Here is a 15,850-nt window from a genome sequence, read left to right as displayed (position 1 = left end):
ACCGGACCTCCTTACAAATATGCCTCATTAAATTTGATACTGCTCTTATGACTGAACTTGATTTTAACTGGCGTCCTGGGCGGCAGCAGAAACCAATCTGATTGAATTTGAAGTGCTGTCATGATTAAATTACCGCTGCAAGTGACCTTTCTTTTTGCTGAATCAATTACAAGTGTGTCACCAGCGATGAAATCGTACAGCAGCTTGATCGTTTTCGATACTGACCCATCAGCATTAAGAAGAGCCACCTCATATGAAGTGGCTTTCTCACCAAAAACGCATTCGATTGTTGGGTCTACGGCTGCATAGCCCGGATTAGTAATAGTTTGAACACCTGAATCAAATTCAAAATCCTTCGCCGGGCCGTATTTTTTTGGATCGGGACAGATAAAAGTCAATGTTGCAGTCTGAAAGCCTCCCTGTTCTTCACCTTCTGAAATACTTTCAAAGACAGCATTATAGACTCTGTCAGGCTCATCGTGAAAAATTAACGGTTTAGGCTCTTCAGTGTGCAGAATAAAAGTCAATTCCTCCTGCTTTTTCTTCAGCTCTTCTTCACTACTGAAGGCAAAAAGAACCTCAATGGTTATGACTCTTACAGGAATTCTTGTATCACGCAGGAAACCGCCGGGGCGATTCCCGATAGTGGCTGTATTCACTTCTCTTCCTGTCACGCCTCGGCCGCCCGTGGACTTTACATAAAAGAAGGGTGATATATCAATGCCGTCAAACGTGATTTTCCATTGGTTAGGCAGCAACTCCTGATAATTAATCATTAAACCTCACCCTCCTTGCGTTTGACCTTTTTTGTGCGTTTGTGACAGGCTTTTCTACTCCTTGACCGACCTTCTTGCTGTCCATCTCAATAACAATCATCCTGTCAGGCAACTCAAGGTTCCGGATGTCCGCGCTCAATTCTTTTCTAACCGTGCCGAGTTCACCGCTAGAAATGGATGTGTCATATACAAAATTCATATCCTCTTGGTGAATAGTCATAGCATCACTGACGGCTCCCATAGCTCTCTGAACAGTGCCGATACCATTCTGAATCCCGACAGCGATACCAGCAGGAACCATGATCCCGACCTGATCCCGCATCAATCTCGATGGGGAATGGATTTTCAATTTCTTCTTAATGGTTTTTTCGATTGTCGAGGCGATGGAATTTGCTTCTTTCGCCAGCTCGCCCTTCATATTCTTCATTCCAGAAATAATGCCGGCCATTGTATTTGACCCGATGGCTTTTCCGCTTTTCTTGAGAGAACCAAGTTGTTTTACATCGACTGTAAGCTCCCCAATTTTGCGGAGATAGTCATTTTTCAGAAGTGCCAGTTCTTTATTTGCGGCCGAGCGTAATTCAACTATTTTCTTAGTTGTCTCGTTTTTCAGTCCGGTTAATTCTTGTTCCGCCTGAGTGCTCGCCAGCTTATGCTTTTCCTGCCACAACTTGACATACTCATTTAACTCGGAATCTGTCATGCGTGAAATCGCATTAATCTGATCAGCTGACCCGATACCCATTTCTTTCAATTCGTCTGTGAACGCCTTCGGTGCCCGGCTTGCTATTTTTGAAATGTCATTGTTGAACGTTTTGATCTTGTCCAGCTGCTTTTTAAGATTTGCAGTCAGCTTGGAGCCGTTCACTTTTTCACTTGATACATCGTCAAATAGACCGATGGCGTTATAAATCGCGTCAGTTCGGTCTTGCAGCTCCTTTTTATAGGCATCGTTGGCCGCCTTAATGTCGGCAGTCAGTTTATCATTCACACTTTTGAATTTTGAGAGATAAGTATTGTTTGCAGAAAGAATGCCCTTGTTAAGTTTGTCAGCCGCTTTCTTTTCGGCTTCCTTCTGCTTTCTGGCCTTATCAGCCATCGCTTTTTGAGTCTGATAGATTTCCCGTTGAACCTTTATTTGCTGGTCAGAATTCAGCTTGTTCTTCTTGATTTTCTCAAGCGTTTTGATATAGGTATTCCCGCTGATTTTTCCTGTATCGTATTTTGCCTCAGCTTTCTTAATCTGATCTGATACTTTCTTGGTATACGCCAGTTTCGCCTTCGCTTCCTTGCGCTGCTGCTCTTTCAGTAGCTTCTTTTGTTTATCAGAGGCGCTTTTGGATGCCTGATATATCTCGCGCTGGATTTTTCGGTTTTGCTCACTGGTCAGCTTGTTTTGCTTCTGAATCTTCTGCAATGTTTTGATATACGTATCGGCGCCCATTTTCTTGGTGTCATACTTCACTTCTGCGTTCTTAATTTTGTTGGATACCTTTACCTCAGCAGCCTTCTGAGCCGCTTTGGCTGCTTTTGCCGCGGCCGCTTTTACTTTCCCTTGCGATTTATCAATACCAGCCGCCATACCGGTACCGACGTGATAACCGACCTGGTCACGCATTACCCTTGACGGAGAATGGATTCCGAGAAGCTTTTTCATGCCGTTGGGAATAGCATTTGCCATTGATTTTACTTTGCTCGCTAATGCTCCCGCCATGCCGCTGATACCATTTATTAAGCCTTGGATGATGTTCTTACCGATCTGCCACAAGTTAATGCCGCGGAAAAACTTCATGACACCGTTCCATATGCTTGTAATTGTTGATTTTGCTGATTTCATTATGCCGGAAATAGCGTTTTTCATACTATTGAATAGGCTTTTAGCTGTACTCACAAGCCCTTTCCAGAGCCCTGTCACAAAACCTTTAACAGCGTTCCACACGCTTGTAAAAACACTCTTGGTGCCATTCAGCATGCTACTAAAAAATGACTTCAACCCATTCCAAATGCTCTTGGCAGTAGACGATACAGCTTTCCATACTGTGGTAACAACAGTTTTTATCGCATTCCAAACGGTGCTGAAGATTTTCTTTTGCGTATTTAGCCAACTGGTGAAGAATGTTTTCAATCCATTCCAGATTGATTTTCCAACTGATACAACGCCCTTCCAGATCGAAGTAGCAATTGTTTTGATGCCGTTCCAAATGCTTGTGAATGCGGTTTTCATTCCATTCCAAACAGATGAAAAGAACGTTTTCAAACCATTCCAGACAGATTTCCCGACTGACACAATGCCTTTCCAAGTTGAAGTGGCAAATGACTTAATGCCGTTCCATACCGTTGTGAATGCAGTTTTCATCCCATTCCAGACTGATGAAAAGAATGTTTTCAGGCCGTTCCAAATGCTTTTAGCTGCCGATACAATTCCATTCCAAACAGTAGAGAAGAACGACTTTATTCCGTTCCATGTTGATGTTGCTATCGTCTTTATACCTGTCCAGACAGTAGACAGCCAACTGGAAATAGCACCCCATGCCGCAATTGTAGCCGATTTTACCGTGTCCCAATTCGCGATGACCAAGGCAACCAGACCGACGACAGCCGCCGTAATCCATCCGATAGGCCCCATTGCGATGACCCATGATGCCGCCATACGTGCCGCCTGTGCTGCCGCTTGTGCCGCAAGCACGACGAGTTGCCGGCCGAATAAAACCATTTGCTTACCGCCTGCAACCAACAAAGATATAAAATTGCTGATCTGCGCCGCCGTCCAAGCCGCTGCCATGCGGGTTGCCTGTGCTATGGACTGCGCTGCAAGCACGGTCATTTTGGCAATGAAAAGGACCATCTGCTTAATCCCGTTTGTCAGCATTGTGATAAAAGAGGTGATCTTCATTGCTGTCCATGCGGTTGCTGTACGGGCAGCACTTGCGATTGATTGAGCCGCCATTACAGTCATATTCTTGATCCATAAACCCATTTGAACAATGCCGCGCTTCAGAGCAGAAACAAACGCTGATATTTTCATGGCTGTCCACGATGCCGCCATTTTCACAGCATTAGCTGTTGCGCTTGCTGCCATCGCTGTATACTTCGCAATGAATTGACCCATCGTTGCTATCGCTGATTTTAATTGGCCAATCATGCCAGTCAGTTTTATACCCGCAGCTGTGGTTTTAAAGGTCCGTAGATATTCAGCTGCATCTTTAAAATCTTTAAGACCGTTGGTAACAGCGCTGACCGCTACTATCGCCGGAACAATAGCTCTTAAAGCTCCAAGTAATGAGATACCGACTGCGATAAATTTCCCGATTGCCGGGTTTGCCTCCATCGCCGCATTAGTAAATTTCAAAAACCCGTTTACATTCTCCAAAATCGTTTTTCCGAGTGGAGCCATGCCGACAAGCAAGTTGATGATAGTTTTCGCGATCTGCCCCAATGTGCTCCATACTGTAGGGCCGTTGGTCTTGATATAGTCAATGAACGATTGAAATTCTTTTGTTTTCGTAACGCTGCCAGCCCACTCATTGAACCGCTTGGTCAGGTCTACGAGAGATGTCATCATGTCTTGAGACATAGGAGCGAACCCGGTAAACAGCTTTGTCAGACCGCCCGAAAAGTTTCTGATGATCTGTAGCAGTTTTGGGCCGTTTGTTTTTGTATACTCCACGAAAGCCTGAAATTTCTTTGAAGAACCCAAGTTCGCTGACCATTTCACCCATGATTGGGTTATTCCTTCGATGGATTTCGTCATGCTTTTTCCGGCCGGTCCGAATGCTACGATCAGATTAAAAACTGTCCGTAAGACATTTCCGGCAGATCGGCCGAATGAAGCAAACGCCCCCGGAGCTTCTTTGTTCAGATAGGAAATGAATCTCTGCATGTCCGGAGCTTTAAAAGCCTTGTCCATGCTTTTCGCCAGTCCCACGCCCTCTTTCGCCAGTCCGTCAAACATTGGAATGAGTGAGTTGAGAGCGAGTTTAAACGTATTTAGAGACATACCGAATGTTTTCAAGATCGGCTTTTGAACCATCGTACCGATGTCCCGCCAATTGTCTTTGAAGTCTTCGAGGTTCTTTAATGCCTCTCTCTCTTCTTTTCCAAGAGATTTTTGCAGATTATTGATCTGTTTCATGATTTTAGCGCGCTCTTTTGCGCTTGTTGCATTGTCCAGCTTCTCCTGCAGCTTTGCAAGGTCTTCAGATGCTTTGAATACACCGCTTATTGAAGTAATAGCCAGGGCACCGAATGCCGCCGCGCCTGTTCCCGCTGTTGCAAATGCACTCGTTAACCCCATAACCCCGCCAGCTGCCACCCCGAGCATGGGGCCCAATGAGCCGATTACCCCGACAATACTTGCAAGGGCTGGCGAGATTGCAGGAAGTAGGGACGTTAATGCCCCGGCAATTGAATGACCGATGACTGTTGAAACTGAGTTTGTGATCTTGGCAAGCCTGTTCATTGACGTTTCAAACCGATCAATTCGAGCTTCTATACTAATCCATACTCTTCTCGGCAAGGACGCCAGAGCAGCGCGTGCCGTTGCCACAGAGCGCATAAGCGCAGCCGTGTTTCCGTTTATGACCGTGGTAATTCTGTTTGGCAGTGAAGCCAAAGCTGAACGGACAGCCGAAACCCCGCGTATGATAGGCGACGTGGCCGCATTAAAAGTGGTAGTTACGTTATGAGATACTGATGCTATGGCTGACCGCGCAACAGCGACAGCACGCCCTAAAGGAGTGGGATTTCCGTCTATCGTCGTTGTGATTCTGTTCGCCACCGCCGATAGCCCTGCTTTAGCGCGTGCCAATGCGGAAGATAACGGCCGGACATTCCCCATTAATTGCGTGGTGACAGTTTGGGGAATCTGTCTCAATCTTTGCTTCGCCCAATTGATGGCCCGAGTTAAAGGGTCTGAATCTGCATCTAAATCAACCCGCGTGCGTTCATGTCGATGTACAAAATTATCAATTTGCTGCTCGGCCTGCCGCACTCTGGCCTGAAAGCTTGCGATCTCTGCGTCAATTTCCACCGTCTGATGATCATTCATCCGGCGCATCATATCATTCACACGATCCATGCTGCGAGTAAATCTTCGTGTCTGCGCTTCAACTATTGCTGTCAGTCTTTCGGTCATTCCCTCACCCCATTCCTTGTCCGGATTTTGCAAAGTGGTTGCGGATTGCATCATTAAACCGCTGAACCCCTTTGGCTCGCTTGCCGAGCTCGTTTACATCTGTCTTACGCCATTTGTCGTTATCGCCAGTGATATTGCGCTCCAATTGGCGTCTGGCCTTCTTCGCATCAAACATTTTCGTTTCTTTGGGGCGCTTCTCATTCATGGCGTAACGGTGAAACATGGCGTTTCTTGCCATAAGCTCCAATTCATCTATTTCTCGCAACTTGGCCCCTTTGAGCAGAAGCTTGTACTCGTTAGGAGTCCATGACATGATTAAATCCACATCATAAACCCCGAGCCAATGTGCAGAATTCGTAATTATTTGGTCATAGTCGATCCCGTTCTCTCTTTGTATGCCTCTTTCATCATCTTCAAGACTTCCTTGCCGTTCTCTTCGTCCTCCAGCCGCTTCGCTTCCATTTCCGGCGTTTCGTTCGGAGCCGGTTTCTTCCCTTTGTTCATCTTCTCCATCATCTTCCAGCGCTGACGGATCACGCCTTTGAAAAAACCCGCCGAGTCCAGCGTTGTGAATGCTTCATTGATCATCTTGTCAATTGCGTCGCCTGTTTCGTCCTCATCAATGATTTTAATAATTGCTTCTTCAATAGCCTCAATTGATGGCTTTTCTTTCTTCAAGTAAGCGAGTGCACAATCCCAAAAAGCAGAAAGATAGGAAGCCTCTTCGTTGAGCAAGCTCATGTAAATATTCATTGTGCCGCCTTTGCCCTTTTCGTCCGCAGTGGAATATTTTTCGTTTGCCAATCTGTCAAAAGCAAAGTCGCAGCGTGATTTGTATTCTTTATCTCCGATAGTTAAGTAAGCCATTTATAAAACCTCCGATTATTTTTTTATGTTAAAAAAGAGCCCGGGAAGCCCGGACCCTATGATTCCTTTTCTGTTCGTATCGTAAAATTGGCCGAACGTTCCGATTCCCCGACCGAGTTCACTGCCGACACGTTAAAAATGTAGGCGGTGTCCGGCTTTAGGTTAGGATTCGACGTGTACGAATTCTTTGAGACAGTCGCTATTTTTGCATAAAACCTGTAAATATTGTAAGATGTCGCCCCTTTCACCGCATCCCATGAAAAACTCACCTGATTTGAAGTGGCGCTTTTCGCAGTTATATTGCGGGGAACGTTAGGGCGTAACCGCTTGTGTTTGCGTAACAATCTCAGTCATTGAGGACTCACCCGCATCGTTCACAGCAGAGACGTTGACCGTGAGTTTCGTATCGGCCGCAATTCCTGTCAAGGTGTGGGATGTGCCAATGACAGTTGCGTCCAGCTGCTTGCTCGCTCCCCTGTATACCTTATATGAAGTTGCCCCATCTACCGCATCCCATTTCACGGTCACGCTGTCAGCTGTAGCCGTGAACGATAGATTTTGGGGCGCATTAGGGCGTAGTTGTTTTTTTGGCATTCTCGCCAAACTGCATGAACTCTTTGGCACCGGCAGAAGATCTGATCTCGTCAATTAATTCTTGAGGCAGAGGATCAAGCTCACCTTTACGGGTCTTACCGAGAACAGGCAATGTTGTTGAAACCTCAATAAACCCATCTTGCGGTGCACTTTTTTCTAAGTTCTCGATGATTGCATGTCCATATTCAGAATCATGCTTATCGTTTTTGTTTTTATTCAGGTTTACTTTCCATACCTGAACTGTCTCTTCGTTGTCATAAGCATCTTCAATCGCCGTTTGACCCGGATCAGAGACAGCAGCATAATATGTCAATTCGATGCTCTCAGATTTAGGGCCGTACCCAACAATTCGGCCAGACTTTGTTGATTCATCTTTTGTATCTTGTTCTTTCGTATGACTGCCTTCTGTTTGGAATGCGATAAACAGACCTTCAGTTGAAGTAGCATTCATCGGTTGAACAAAGTAAACCTCATCAATACCATTCAATAAATCTGCCATTTTGTTCATCCTCTCAATTGTTTATTGTGAAGCGCATTCTGAGAATGCCATGACGCGTGTATCCGTCAATATCAGTGATCACCTGCATGCTGCGCATCTCAGAACGGCATAAAGAAAAGCCCTCTATTGTTAGGGGCCTGCTTGTTAACGCTTGAAGCATGAGGCTCAAAATCTCCATTGCTTCTTTTTTTCCGTTGTAACCTGACCAGCAGTGCAGAACGACATTGATTTCTTCACCGCTGGATGTCTTGGTTTTAAATGGGGAAACATCATCATCCCCCATTGTTACATAAGGCTTTTGCTGATCTTTCGGGACTGCATCAAAGACGCCTGTGACGCGCCCGTTCAGCTCTTCGTCTGTTGATAACCTCTTAAATAGAGCAGCCTGCAACGGCCACAGGGCAGATCGCATGATGACAGCTCCTTCCATCACATTTGACTGGCAAAATACCGCATGCCTTCGTCCACCGCTGGATTCCAGAACGGCTGCGCCCGCATTCCCCGCGTGACCACCCATCTATTAAGCTTGGTGTCATAATATACCCACGGCGTTTGCCGGCCGCCGCCTTCCTCTGCATAAATCCCTGTTCCATATTCCACATATACGGCGTAATCGGCACCAACAGAAATAACGGCCCGTAAGCCGCCCTCTTGGTAGTCGATTTCAATTGAATTTTTCAGGTTTCCCCCGTCTATCGCGGCGGTCGGAGCATTCAGAACAGCATGGCTGTAAATCAACTCGGCTGTGTCTGTGACAACCTGCTTAATATCGTCTATGACCCGGTTTCTAAACTCGCTCGTGGCTCTTTTCATCTGCCTGACCCATCTACCACTGACCTCAGCCATTGCCCTTCAGCACCCCCGTTACCTGACATTTCAAATTCATAATCTCATGCATGCCGCCCTGGTCGATCGGATCTGATTTGAGAGTCAGCACCTTGTTTTCGTAGATGATCCGCATTGTCTTCTCAATATCATTGCGATACGGGAAATACACATTGCAATCAACCGGGTTTTGAAGCTGCTGAGCCTGATAATATTCCCGGGACGTAATCCCGCCGACAAAGGCCTCTGTTGTGAGATAATCAGTGAATTTTTCAACATAGCCCCCGCCGCCGTCCGGCACCTCTTCCCACCGCTGAAACGTTATGACGTGCGGGAATTCCTCATAGATCATTTAACTCTCAGCCTTCGATATGGCGTAAGGTGTTTTGTGATGTACCGAGGAAATTCTGTATTGTACGAATAGGACACATCCCCCATGCTTCTTCCCGAGAGTCCAGAAGAATTCATGTTATATTCCGCAGCCTTCGCAACAAAAAGCTTCACGCCAGCTGGTAAAGCCTTCGGATCGAAAGTGTTGCTACAAAAATCACTGGCAGACTCAATCAAAATAGGGACTATTTCAGACAAATATTCGTCATGCCTATCTGTCTTAATCTCTGTCATTCGCTTTACTTGTGCGATGTCCACTGAATCACCTACTCTTCACCTAAGACAATCTTGATCAGTTCGTCTTTAGGCGCTTTAGGGTCAAAATCATATTCATTCTCTTTCAAGAAAGCAATAACCTCATCTTTGTTTACCTTCTGCAGTTGAGCCTCAGTCATATCAAGAAGATCGGCAGCTGGCTTCTTGACCTCATCCACTCTCTTAAAGCCAATATGAGAATAAACCACCTCGAAAGCCTTTTCAGTGCATTGAATGGTTTTGGAACCGTTAGATGCTTTCATATCACGCGCCGCCTCCTTCCAGTGCTTTTATCCGATTCTCTAAATCAGATAGTTTGGCTGTCACATCGTCACCGAGTTTAGCTAAAGTAACTGCTTTGGCACCGATGTTGGCATTTTGTACACTACCGGTGCCGATGTTACGATTTTGGACAGAACCATCACCGATATTGATGTTTTTCACTTCTCCGTCGCCGATCATTTCCGAAGTGATAGTTTTAGGAGCAGGTGCAGAACCCGATAACCCGGTCACCTTCGCACCCTCTTTTATTTCAAGCTCGCCGCCGATCACCAATTTGTCGCCGTTATTAGTGTTATAGTTTTTAGATGTGTACCCCATAAGCTTACGCCTCCGTTACTGGTGTAATAGCAGCAAAAGCATCATCGGTCAATGTCATGAATCCGACTTGCTGAGTTACACGGAGAGCAACCATATCACGCTCATACAAGTTGATCGGGTTTCCGTCTGCATCAACAATCGTTGTCAATGTTGCATCCTCTGAAATTTTGTATTCCATTCCTTGAGGGATTCCGTAACGTGTGTAATTCCAGTCAGCCGCAAGAAATGCCGCTTTTTCGTAATCCCATGACTTAGAATCCGCATATCCAATCGGAAGGCCAAGAGCCTGCTGTGTGGCGCCGCCTGTCGCATCGTTAAAGATCGGAAGACCATTACCATCCTTTGTGCCGCGGAGCTTTTGACGGAATCGGCGTGTTGTTGTAAAGCCGTTTACATCTTTGTCAGCGTCTTCAACAAGAGCCATGACCCCGTTTAACTCATCATATAGATTGCCAAGTGAGTTTAACGCAATTGTGTTACCAGATTCCTTGATTTTTTCAAATACAGATACACCTTTTCCAAACGGTGAATCTACACCGAATAACGCAGCCTGATCAAATTTGATCGCAAAGGCTTCAGCGATAGCCGGGCGCATTTGTGTGAAGAAATCTGTTACAGAATAGCGCAAGAATTCTTTAGAAACAGGGATAATGACACCCAATTTCTTTGAAATCATTTTTGCTGTTAACCATTGAGCCTTAGAAGTTTGGATTCTCTCGCCTTCTCCAACCCAGTAAGCTCCCGGTCCAGAAGCCAAGTACGTGAATTCCTTCTCCGGCTTACTCATTTCTTCATATTTTGCTAGTTTTGTGACAGCAGATTGGGTCATAAACTCTTTTAAAACCAGCGTTCCTTGTTCAGTTGGAACCTTCCCATTTACTGAGTCTTGCATTAATGCATTGTTTGGATCGAATGTCGGCATATTAATAGCCCTCCTTATTTTCTAATACTTGCTTCAGCTGCAAGCGAGCTGATGTCTAAATCTTGATTTGTCGGTTCGTTGCTACCGGACTGGACATCACGGCCATTCTCTTGAAACTTGGATTCAATAGCCTTTTGAAGTGCAGCGTTGTACTTCTCTTCGAATGCTCCGAGGTTCTTCATCGTTGATTCTTCATCCTCACCGACAAAGAATCCCACTACATCTACATCTGCCGGCAGTTGCTTTTCGGAAGCATAAGAAACAGCTTTGTTTAAAAGCTTTTCACGTTGTGCTGCTGTCTTTTGATCTTTCAGCTCCTTTTCCAGCTTCCTGATCCGCTTCTGCTCTTCTGTCTCTTCCGGATAAAGCTCTTTTACCTTTGCATCAACCAGAGCATCGAGATTGTTCGCCTTCCACGTATCAAGGCCTTTTGTAAAATGAGAATCCAACCGAGGCTGAATGAGACGTTTTCCTTCTTCTGTATCTAAAAACCCATTCACCTTGTCAGCAGACACGGCAGAAAGTTCATTCAGATACGACTGTACTTCCTCGTTCTCTTTATTTTCTTCAAGAAATTTTTTCACATCTTCTAATGTTGGCATTACGCTTCTTCCTCCTTTGCCCTCTACAGTGCGCGCCTGTTATGAGTGCATGAAAAATAAGCCTTTTAACGTCATGCTCAGGACAAAATAAAAATCCGCTGTTTAACGTCTTCCCTTTTCCTCAATGGATTTGTACCACTCTTCATAGGTTTGGTATGGGATTGTTTGACCTGCCCCGCTGCCGCCTTCCCTCGCCCTTCTCGTATCCGGCAGGACGCCGTTTACTTTAAAAGCAATCGTACAACGGCAGTTTATGTCATCTTTCGCATTATTCATGTGCCCCGGAGCCGGTCCGCCGCCGCCGTAAATTGATTTGAAGAGCCCATTGCGCTCTATTGTCTTCCCATCCAGCTTCCTGTGCCCGGCTCGTGTTTTTAGATCAAGGGTAGCATTCCACATCTTTTTAAGATTGCTCCGTTTTGAGGCCTTTTCAGCGCTTTCCATCCTTGCCGAGACTTGTACCCTATGAGCTTCTGTTCTTGCCACGTCACGGGCTTTCCTGCGGGCAAATTCGGTCGCTCTTTCAATGCGGCGGGCGATCTTTGAATAATCCTCCCCCGCTTGTAGGCCCTGTGCGATGGAAATTTGAATCTGCCGGACATAATCGTCTCGATGCCGCCTGTATATCGCTGACAAAGTCAATTCGGCTATAGGGTTTAGAACGGCCTGCCGAATGACTTCGGCTGTCGGAATGCTAAAACCCAAGTTAACCACGGATTCCATTTCAAATAGATAAGCAGAACGCATATAATTCTCTAAAAACTGCTTGGCTGCTAATGCCTCAACAATAGTCAGAATGGTTTTGAAAGCCTTGTGCGATTCCTCGGCCATCCTCTCCATTTCCTTGTTCAGACGATTGTATTTGTTGGCATCGGCTAAAGTAAGCTGGCCGTCCTTACTGTATTTCGCATACAGCCGGGCAATTTGTGCATTGATCTCCTTTAAGCGAGATGCAAAAACGACATCAATCTTTTGAGCATCCTCAGTGATCATGTCGTCCAGGTACTTATCAATATCATTCTGGTTCATCTTCATCACCGCCCGCGTCTGTTTCCACATCCGTTAACGGCGGCATGTTGAGCCTGTATTCCTCTTCTTCCTCTTCCATCTTCTTCAGCTCATACTGGACATCATCAACAAACGACAGCAGAGACAGACGGGTTTCTTCGCTTACCATTCCTTTAAGCTGTCCGGTCGTTTGTGCTTCCTCCAGTACATTTGCCGGAAGGTTCCGCTTAAAGCCAAACCAAACTTTTTTATAATCTTCCGCTGCCGCTTTCCTTTTAGTGCCCCATGCGGAAAAGATCAGTTTGTATTGATAACGCAGAGCAGCAGTCATCTTCCGTTCCATTGTGATGCATTTGTTTTCAAGCGACATCAATTTATATTTCATCGCAACCCCTGATACATTCCCACCAAAAGATTCATCGGAGAAATTGACCGATTTCGCAAAGCGAAGGATATTCTCTTCCAACCTATCAAGATGGTTTTCTATGATGGCATCGTTTATATCCTTTGTCAGATAGCTTACGTCGTCTTTTTCGTCATACAATTCAAGGATTCCGGTCTTTTTGAGCTGATCAAGCGTCTCTTCATCCGCGCCAAGCCCTTTTAAAATCAGATAAGCCAGTCGATATTGCTCAATCTCATTCGATGCATCGGACAACGTGCGGTCATACGCATCAATTAACGAAAGAACCTTTTCGGCATCTCCCTTTAGTTCCTTGTTATTCGCTAAACCGAATAAGGGGCAGCCGTCAAAAAGATGCAAAGTTTTTTTATCAAGAGTGAAGGCCGAGCTTTCTTTCGTACTGAAATAATAAACATATTTCTGATCATAGAATTCTGCTTTGATCTTTCCGCCATACACCATGTAATATCGCAAAGCGTAAGCAGGTTCATGGATGCTTCCATCAGTAATAAAGGCGCATTCCCATGGATCAATATTTTTTATACGCTCGTTTCCAGAACGATCAACGTAAGCGAGGCGGGCGCCGTAACCGCAAATAGAGGCCATTTTCCCCCACTCGCTGTCTTCATCAGCAATGTTGTTTTCCGTATTGAAACCTTCAATCAGCTGTTTCACAAGTTTTGCATTACTTGCTTCACCGCTCTCATCAAACTCATATGCAATAGGATGACCAAACAGATAGCCCACCTTTGTATCAATGATTTCAGAATCAAACGAGTTGTTCAGCCTATTGTTTACTTTGTGATCAATACGTTTTAATTTCCCTGTTTCAAAATCCTCGTATTCAATGGCTTCTCTGGATAAGATCGGAACGCCCTGAACCTCAGCCTGGTACCGATCATAAAGCTTTTTCATTCTGTCATGATCCGGCTTATGTTCCTGAATGATCTTATCAATCAATTCAGGCGTTATGCCGGACTGTTCAATCATGTCTATAAAATGATTCATCAGCTCACCCCTCTCCGTCTTTTCGGTTTATTATGCGAATACAGAGCGTACCGGAGTGAGTCCAGCACGTCGTCCCATTCCTTCACAGGATCGCCAGTCTTTTGATTCCAAACATACATAAAAATTTCCTTTTCGAAGCGAGCGACCTTATCTTTCACGATGAACAATTCATTTCGCTTAAACAGCCGCGCCACTTCTTCGATACCGGATATGACCGCCTTATCAGCGTTCAATGCACGCAGTTTCTCCCTGCGGAATCGCTGAACGTGTTCCGGCCGCGCAGTATCGCAGTAGAAATTGATGTTGCCGTATCGCTCTTTGATGCCCTTCGCTATCTTCACCCAGTAATCAATTTCCTCATGTTGCTTTGCATGTTCTTCGAGCAAATAAAAACACCCCTGGTCATCTTGTCCGATTACAACAATAGAACCCGGGTGCTCATATCCCCAGTCGACGCCCGCAAAATACTTCTTGAAATTGACACGCCTATTTTCCAATTCCTCAGAGCTGATATAGTGAATGTCCTTATTGAAATCCTTGTATATGACTCCTTCAGGCGCCACCCAATAACCGTGTATGTCCCGATCTGTAAACATGCCGCTCGGCGTTGATGCCACGATGCTCTCCACATATTCCGGATCGAGAAAATTGTTATCGAACAGCGAGAAATGAAATGACCGGATGTTCAGCCGTCCGCTTTTCAACATTTGCCCGTCTTTGTCGATATAATCCGTTTTGACGGTGTGCATCGGGTTCTCAGGGTTTGTATCCATCATGACCACAGCGCCTTTGTAGGAGCACCGGGAAATGACTTCTTTCACGAAAGAGTCATGCAGGGCAGTCGCTTCATTAAGGAATGCGCCGGCTGACGTGAACCCCCGCGCTTTTTTCCATGAATCAGCATTGGCCCCGTCAAAGCAATATACACGGTTGCCGAATATCTCAACGGCATTCGACTTGTCGAGCCTCAATTCTTTACCCAGAATCAATTCCATATCGTTCAAGACATTTCGTTTTATGGCTGCCTGAGTAGCCCCGCCGATGATGAAGGATAAACCCATATTCTGATACTTACTGACGTGAGCAAGGAACGTCAAAAGGAGCACGAATGTTTTCCCTGCCCTCTTTGCACCGCTACAAATCAGAATTTTGGGTTGCTCTTTAATAAAGCTGTCCCAAACTTCCTTTTGCTTTTTATTCAGTTCCATCGGCATTCACCATTTTCCTCAACATTGCGGCAATATCATTTTCTTGGGTGTTTCCGTCGCCGCCATTAACCGCCTTCTTCGTCTTCTCGATATTCAAGCGCATTTGTTCCAATTTAAGACGCCGCTCATCTTGCTCATGCGCCAGCTGGTCGAATTGCTTGATCAGGCTCCGGAGCTCCCCCATTGCCCGAGATTGAGCGTTCAGGAATGTTGCGTGGCGATCCCAAGCGAATTGAAACTCCCATTCTCGCTCATCACCAAACGCACCCGGCTTCTCTTTTTTCAAAACTTTGGTCATGTCATCCTGATCCTGCACAAACATAATGCGCTGCGCCCGAATAATAGCCGCATATTGTATCTGAATCTGATCCCATATCATATCAGCAGGGGAACGCTCCTGAATCTCTTCCATGATTTCAAGCGTTTCTTCTGGCAAATACTTTGAGAAGAATCCATGTGTTACAGCGTTTTGATTTCTTGCCGGAGCCGCCCCGCCGCTATTTCCTAATGCGTTTTTGTTGCCGGGTTGCCCGCCTATTTTTGTGTGCACACTTTTTTCAATGGGTGCACCCTTTTTCCTTTCCCAACCATGCCGCTGCTTCCACGATTTAATGGTGTTCACCGACACCCCGTACTTCTCGGCAAGATCCTTGTATTTCATGCCTTTGACGTAATCCTTATACGCCTGAATGTGCTTTTCAGCCATCTACATTCACCGCCGCCCCCTTCTGATTCGTGTTTGTTTTGGAAAAGATATTC

At 45.6% G+C, this 15,850-nt stretch carries 19 protein-coding genes; all 19 read right to left on the bottom strand.

Features of this window, described 5'->3' with window-relative positions:
- Positions 1–11: 11 nt before the first annotated feature.
- The 19 genes from NSQ37_RS11740 to terS all read right to left on the bottom strand — a co-directional run bounded on the left by NSQ37_RS11740 (position 12) and on the right by terS (position 15,797).
- A complete protein-coding gene (locus tag NSQ37_RS11740) occupies positions 12–776 on the bottom strand; it encodes a distal tail protein Dit (protein WP_341123781.1) in 765 nt (254 codons plus the stop codon).
- On the bottom strand, positions 769–5,910 hold the full coding sequence (locus NSQ37_RS11735; RefSeq protein ID WP_341124684.1) for a hypothetical protein: 5,142 nt from the start codon (positions 5,908–5,910) through the stop codon (positions 769–771). Before NSQ37_RS11735 ends, NSQ37_RS11740 begins: the two co-directional genes overlap by 8 nt.
- A gap of 4 nt (positions 5,911–5,914) precedes the next feature.
- On the bottom strand, positions 5,915–6,223 hold the full coding sequence (locus NSQ37_RS11730; RefSeq protein ID WP_095315853.1) for a hypothetical protein: 309 nt from the start codon (positions 6,221–6,223) through the stop codon (positions 5,915–5,917).
- A 47-nt stretch (positions 6,224–6,270) separates the two neighbouring features.
- Positions 6,271–6,777 (bottom strand): tail assembly chaperone, encoded by a 507-nt coding sequence (locus tag NSQ37_RS11725; protein ID WP_326134092.1) that lies wholly within the window; start codon positions 6,775–6,777, stop codon positions 6,271–6,273.
- Positions 6,778–6,833: 56 nt separating this feature from the next.
- On the bottom strand, positions 6,834–7,121 hold the full coding sequence (locus tag NSQ37_RS11720; RefSeq protein WP_255034080.1) for a fibronectin type III domain-containing protein: 288 nt from the start codon (positions 7,119–7,121) through the stop codon (positions 6,834–6,836).
- A complete protein-coding gene (locus tag NSQ37_RS11715; protein ID WP_218791594.1) occupies positions 7,090–7,371 on the bottom strand; it encodes a fibronectin type III domain-containing protein in 282 nt (93 codons plus the stop codon). The genes NSQ37_RS11720 and NSQ37_RS11715 overlap by 32 nt, the downstream gene beginning before the upstream one ends.
- Entirely contained in the window at positions 7,346–7,870 is a 525-nt protein-coding gene (locus tag NSQ37_RS11710) for a phage major tail protein, TP901-1 family (RefSeq protein ID WP_017417511.1), read from the bottom strand. Before NSQ37_RS11710 ends, NSQ37_RS11715 begins: the two co-directional genes overlap by 26 nt.
- 13 nt (positions 7,871–7,883) lie before the next feature.
- A complete protein-coding gene (locus NSQ37_RS11705; protein WP_015239630.1) occupies positions 7,884–8,282 on the bottom strand; it encodes a DUF3168 domain-containing protein in 399 nt (132 codons plus the stop codon).
- A 17-nt stretch (positions 8,283–8,299) separates the two neighbouring features.
- The gene (locus NSQ37_RS11700; RefSeq protein ID WP_341123779.1) at positions 8,300–8,716 is read right to left on the bottom strand and encodes an HK97 gp10 family phage protein; all 417 of its coding nucleotides are present in this window, start codon (positions 8,714–8,716) and stop codon (positions 8,300–8,302) included.
- Positions 8,709–9,047 (bottom strand): phage head closure protein, encoded by a 339-nt coding sequence (locus tag NSQ37_RS11695; protein ID WP_013351229.1) that lies wholly within the window; start codon positions 9,045–9,047, stop codon positions 8,709–8,711. Before NSQ37_RS11695 ends, NSQ37_RS11700 begins: the two co-directional genes overlap by 8 nt.
- Positions 9,044–9,343 (bottom strand): phage head-tail connector protein, encoded by a 300-nt coding sequence (locus tag NSQ37_RS11690; RefSeq protein ID WP_341123776.1) that lies wholly within the window; start codon positions 9,341–9,343, stop codon positions 9,044–9,046. Before NSQ37_RS11690 ends, NSQ37_RS11695 begins: the two co-directional genes overlap by 4 nt.
- Positions 9,344–9,351: 8 nt before the next feature.
- The gene (locus NSQ37_RS11685) at positions 9,352–9,603 is read right to left on the bottom strand and encodes a hypothetical protein (protein ID WP_341123775.1); all 252 of its coding nucleotides are present in this window, start codon (positions 9,601–9,603) and stop codon (positions 9,352–9,354) included.
- 1 nt (position 9,604) lies between these two features.
- Positions 9,605–9,940: a hypothetical protein gene (locus NSQ37_RS11680; protein ID WP_003155858.1), complete on the bottom strand. Its 336-nt coding sequence runs from the start codon at positions 9,938–9,940 to the stop codon at positions 9,605–9,607.
- 4 nt (positions 9,941–9,944) lie between these two features.
- The gene (locus tag NSQ37_RS11675; protein ID WP_341123774.1) at positions 9,945–10,862 is read right to left on the bottom strand and encodes a phage major capsid protein; all 918 of its coding nucleotides are present in this window, start codon (positions 10,860–10,862) and stop codon (positions 9,945–9,947) included.
- A gap of 14 nt (positions 10,863–10,876) precedes the next feature.
- Positions 10,877–11,464, bottom strand: a complete 588-nt coding sequence (locus tag NSQ37_RS11670; RefSeq protein WP_300945675.1) for a DUF4355 domain-containing protein — start codon at positions 11,462–11,464, stop codon at positions 10,877–10,879.
- 102 nt (positions 11,465–11,566) lie between these two features.
- Entirely contained in the window at positions 11,567–12,493 is a 927-nt protein-coding gene (locus NSQ37_RS11665; protein WP_341123773.1) for a phage minor head protein, read from the bottom strand.
- A complete protein-coding gene (locus NSQ37_RS11660; protein ID WP_335425811.1) occupies positions 12,480–13,883 on the bottom strand; it encodes a phage portal protein in 1,404 nt (467 codons plus the stop codon). Before NSQ37_RS11660 ends, NSQ37_RS11665 begins: the two co-directional genes overlap by 14 nt.
- Positions 13,883–15,091 (bottom strand): PBSX family phage terminase large subunit, encoded by a 1,209-nt coding sequence (locus NSQ37_RS11655; RefSeq protein ID WP_335425824.1) that lies wholly within the window; start codon positions 15,089–15,091, stop codon positions 13,883–13,885. The genes NSQ37_RS11660 and NSQ37_RS11655 overlap by 1 nt, the downstream gene beginning before the upstream one ends.
- Complete coding sequence (gene terS / locus NSQ37_RS11650) at positions 15,078–15,797, bottom strand: phage terminase small subunit (RefSeq protein WP_341123768.1); 720 nt, start codon at positions 15,795–15,797, stop codon at positions 15,078–15,080. The genes NSQ37_RS11655 and terS overlap by 14 nt, the downstream gene beginning before the upstream one ends.
- Positions 15,798–15,850 lie beyond the last annotated feature (53 nt).

Source organism: Bacillus sp. FSL P4-0334 (genome assembly GCF_038004825.1).
In the GTDB taxonomy this organism is placed as follows: domain Bacteria; phylum Bacillota; class Bacilli; order Bacillales; family Bacillaceae; genus Bacillus; species Bacillus velezensis.
This window is presented reverse-complemented; position numbering and strand designations above follow the sequence as displayed.

Excerpts from the sequence above, each read along its gene's own strand:
- NSQ37_RS11740 (WP_341123781.1), bottom strand. The coding sequence starts at position 776 with ATGATTAATTATCAGGAGTTGCTGCCTAACCAATGGAAAATCACGTTT.
- NSQ37_RS11665 (WP_341123773.1), bottom strand. The coding sequence starts at position 12,493 with ATGAACCAGAATGATATTGATAAGTACCTGGACGACATGATCACTGAG.
- NSQ37_RS11660 (WP_335425811.1), bottom strand. The coding sequence starts at position 13,883 with ATGAATCATTTTATAGACATGATTGAACAGTCCGGCATAACGCCTGAA.
- NSQ37_RS11655 (WP_335425824.1), bottom strand. The coding sequence starts at position 15,091 with ATGGAACTGAATAAAAAGCAAAAGGAAGTTTGGGACAGCTTTATTAAA.
- NSQ37_RS11670 (WP_300945675.1), bottom strand. The coding sequence starts at position 11,464 with ATGCCAACATTAGAAGATGTGAAAAAATTTCTTGAAGAAAATAAAGAG.
- terS (WP_341123768.1), bottom strand. The coding sequence starts at position 15,797 with ATGGCTGAAAAGCACATTCAGGCGTATAAGGATTACGTCAAAGGCATG.
- NSQ37_RS11730 (WP_095315853.1), bottom strand. The coding sequence starts at position 6,223 with ATGTCATGGACTCCTAACGAGTACAAGCTTCTGCTCAAAGGGGCCAAG.
- NSQ37_RS11680 (WP_003155858.1), bottom strand. The coding sequence starts at position 9,940 with ATGGGGTACACATCTAAAAACTATAACACTAATAACGGCGACAAATTG.
- NSQ37_RS11705 (WP_015239630.1), bottom strand. The coding sequence starts at position 8,282 with ATGCGATCTGCCCTGTGGCCGTTGCAGGCTGCTCTATTTAAGAGGTTA.
- NSQ37_RS11685 (WP_341123775.1), bottom strand. The coding sequence starts at position 9,603 with ATGAAAGCATCTAACGGTTCCAAAACCATTCAATGCACTGAAAAGGCT.
- NSQ37_RS11715 (WP_218791594.1), bottom strand. The coding sequence starts at position 7,371 with ATGCCAAAAAAACAACTACGCCCTAATGCGCCCCAAAATCTATCGTTC.
- NSQ37_RS11725 (WP_326134092.1), bottom strand. The coding sequence starts at position 6,777 with ATGGCTTACTTAACTATCGGAGATAAAGAATACAAATCACGCTGCGAC.
- NSQ37_RS11700 (WP_341123779.1), bottom strand. The coding sequence starts at position 8,716 with ATGGCTGAGGTCAGTGGTAGATGGGTCAGGCAGATGAAAAGAGCCACG.
- NSQ37_RS11710 (WP_017417511.1), bottom strand. The coding sequence starts at position 7,870 with ATGGCAGATTTATTGAATGGTATTGATGAGGTTTACTTTGTTCAACCG.
- NSQ37_RS11735 (WP_341124684.1), bottom strand. The coding sequence starts at position 5,910 with ATGACCGAAAGACTGACAGCAATAGTTGAAGCGCAGACACGAAGATTT.
- NSQ37_RS11675 (WP_341123774.1), bottom strand. The coding sequence starts at position 10,862 with ATGCCGACATTCGATCCAAACAATGCATTAATGCAAGACTCAGTAAAT.
- NSQ37_RS11695 (WP_013351229.1), bottom strand. The coding sequence starts at position 9,047 with ATGATCTATGAGGAATTCCCGCACGTCATAACGTTTCAGCGGTGGGAA.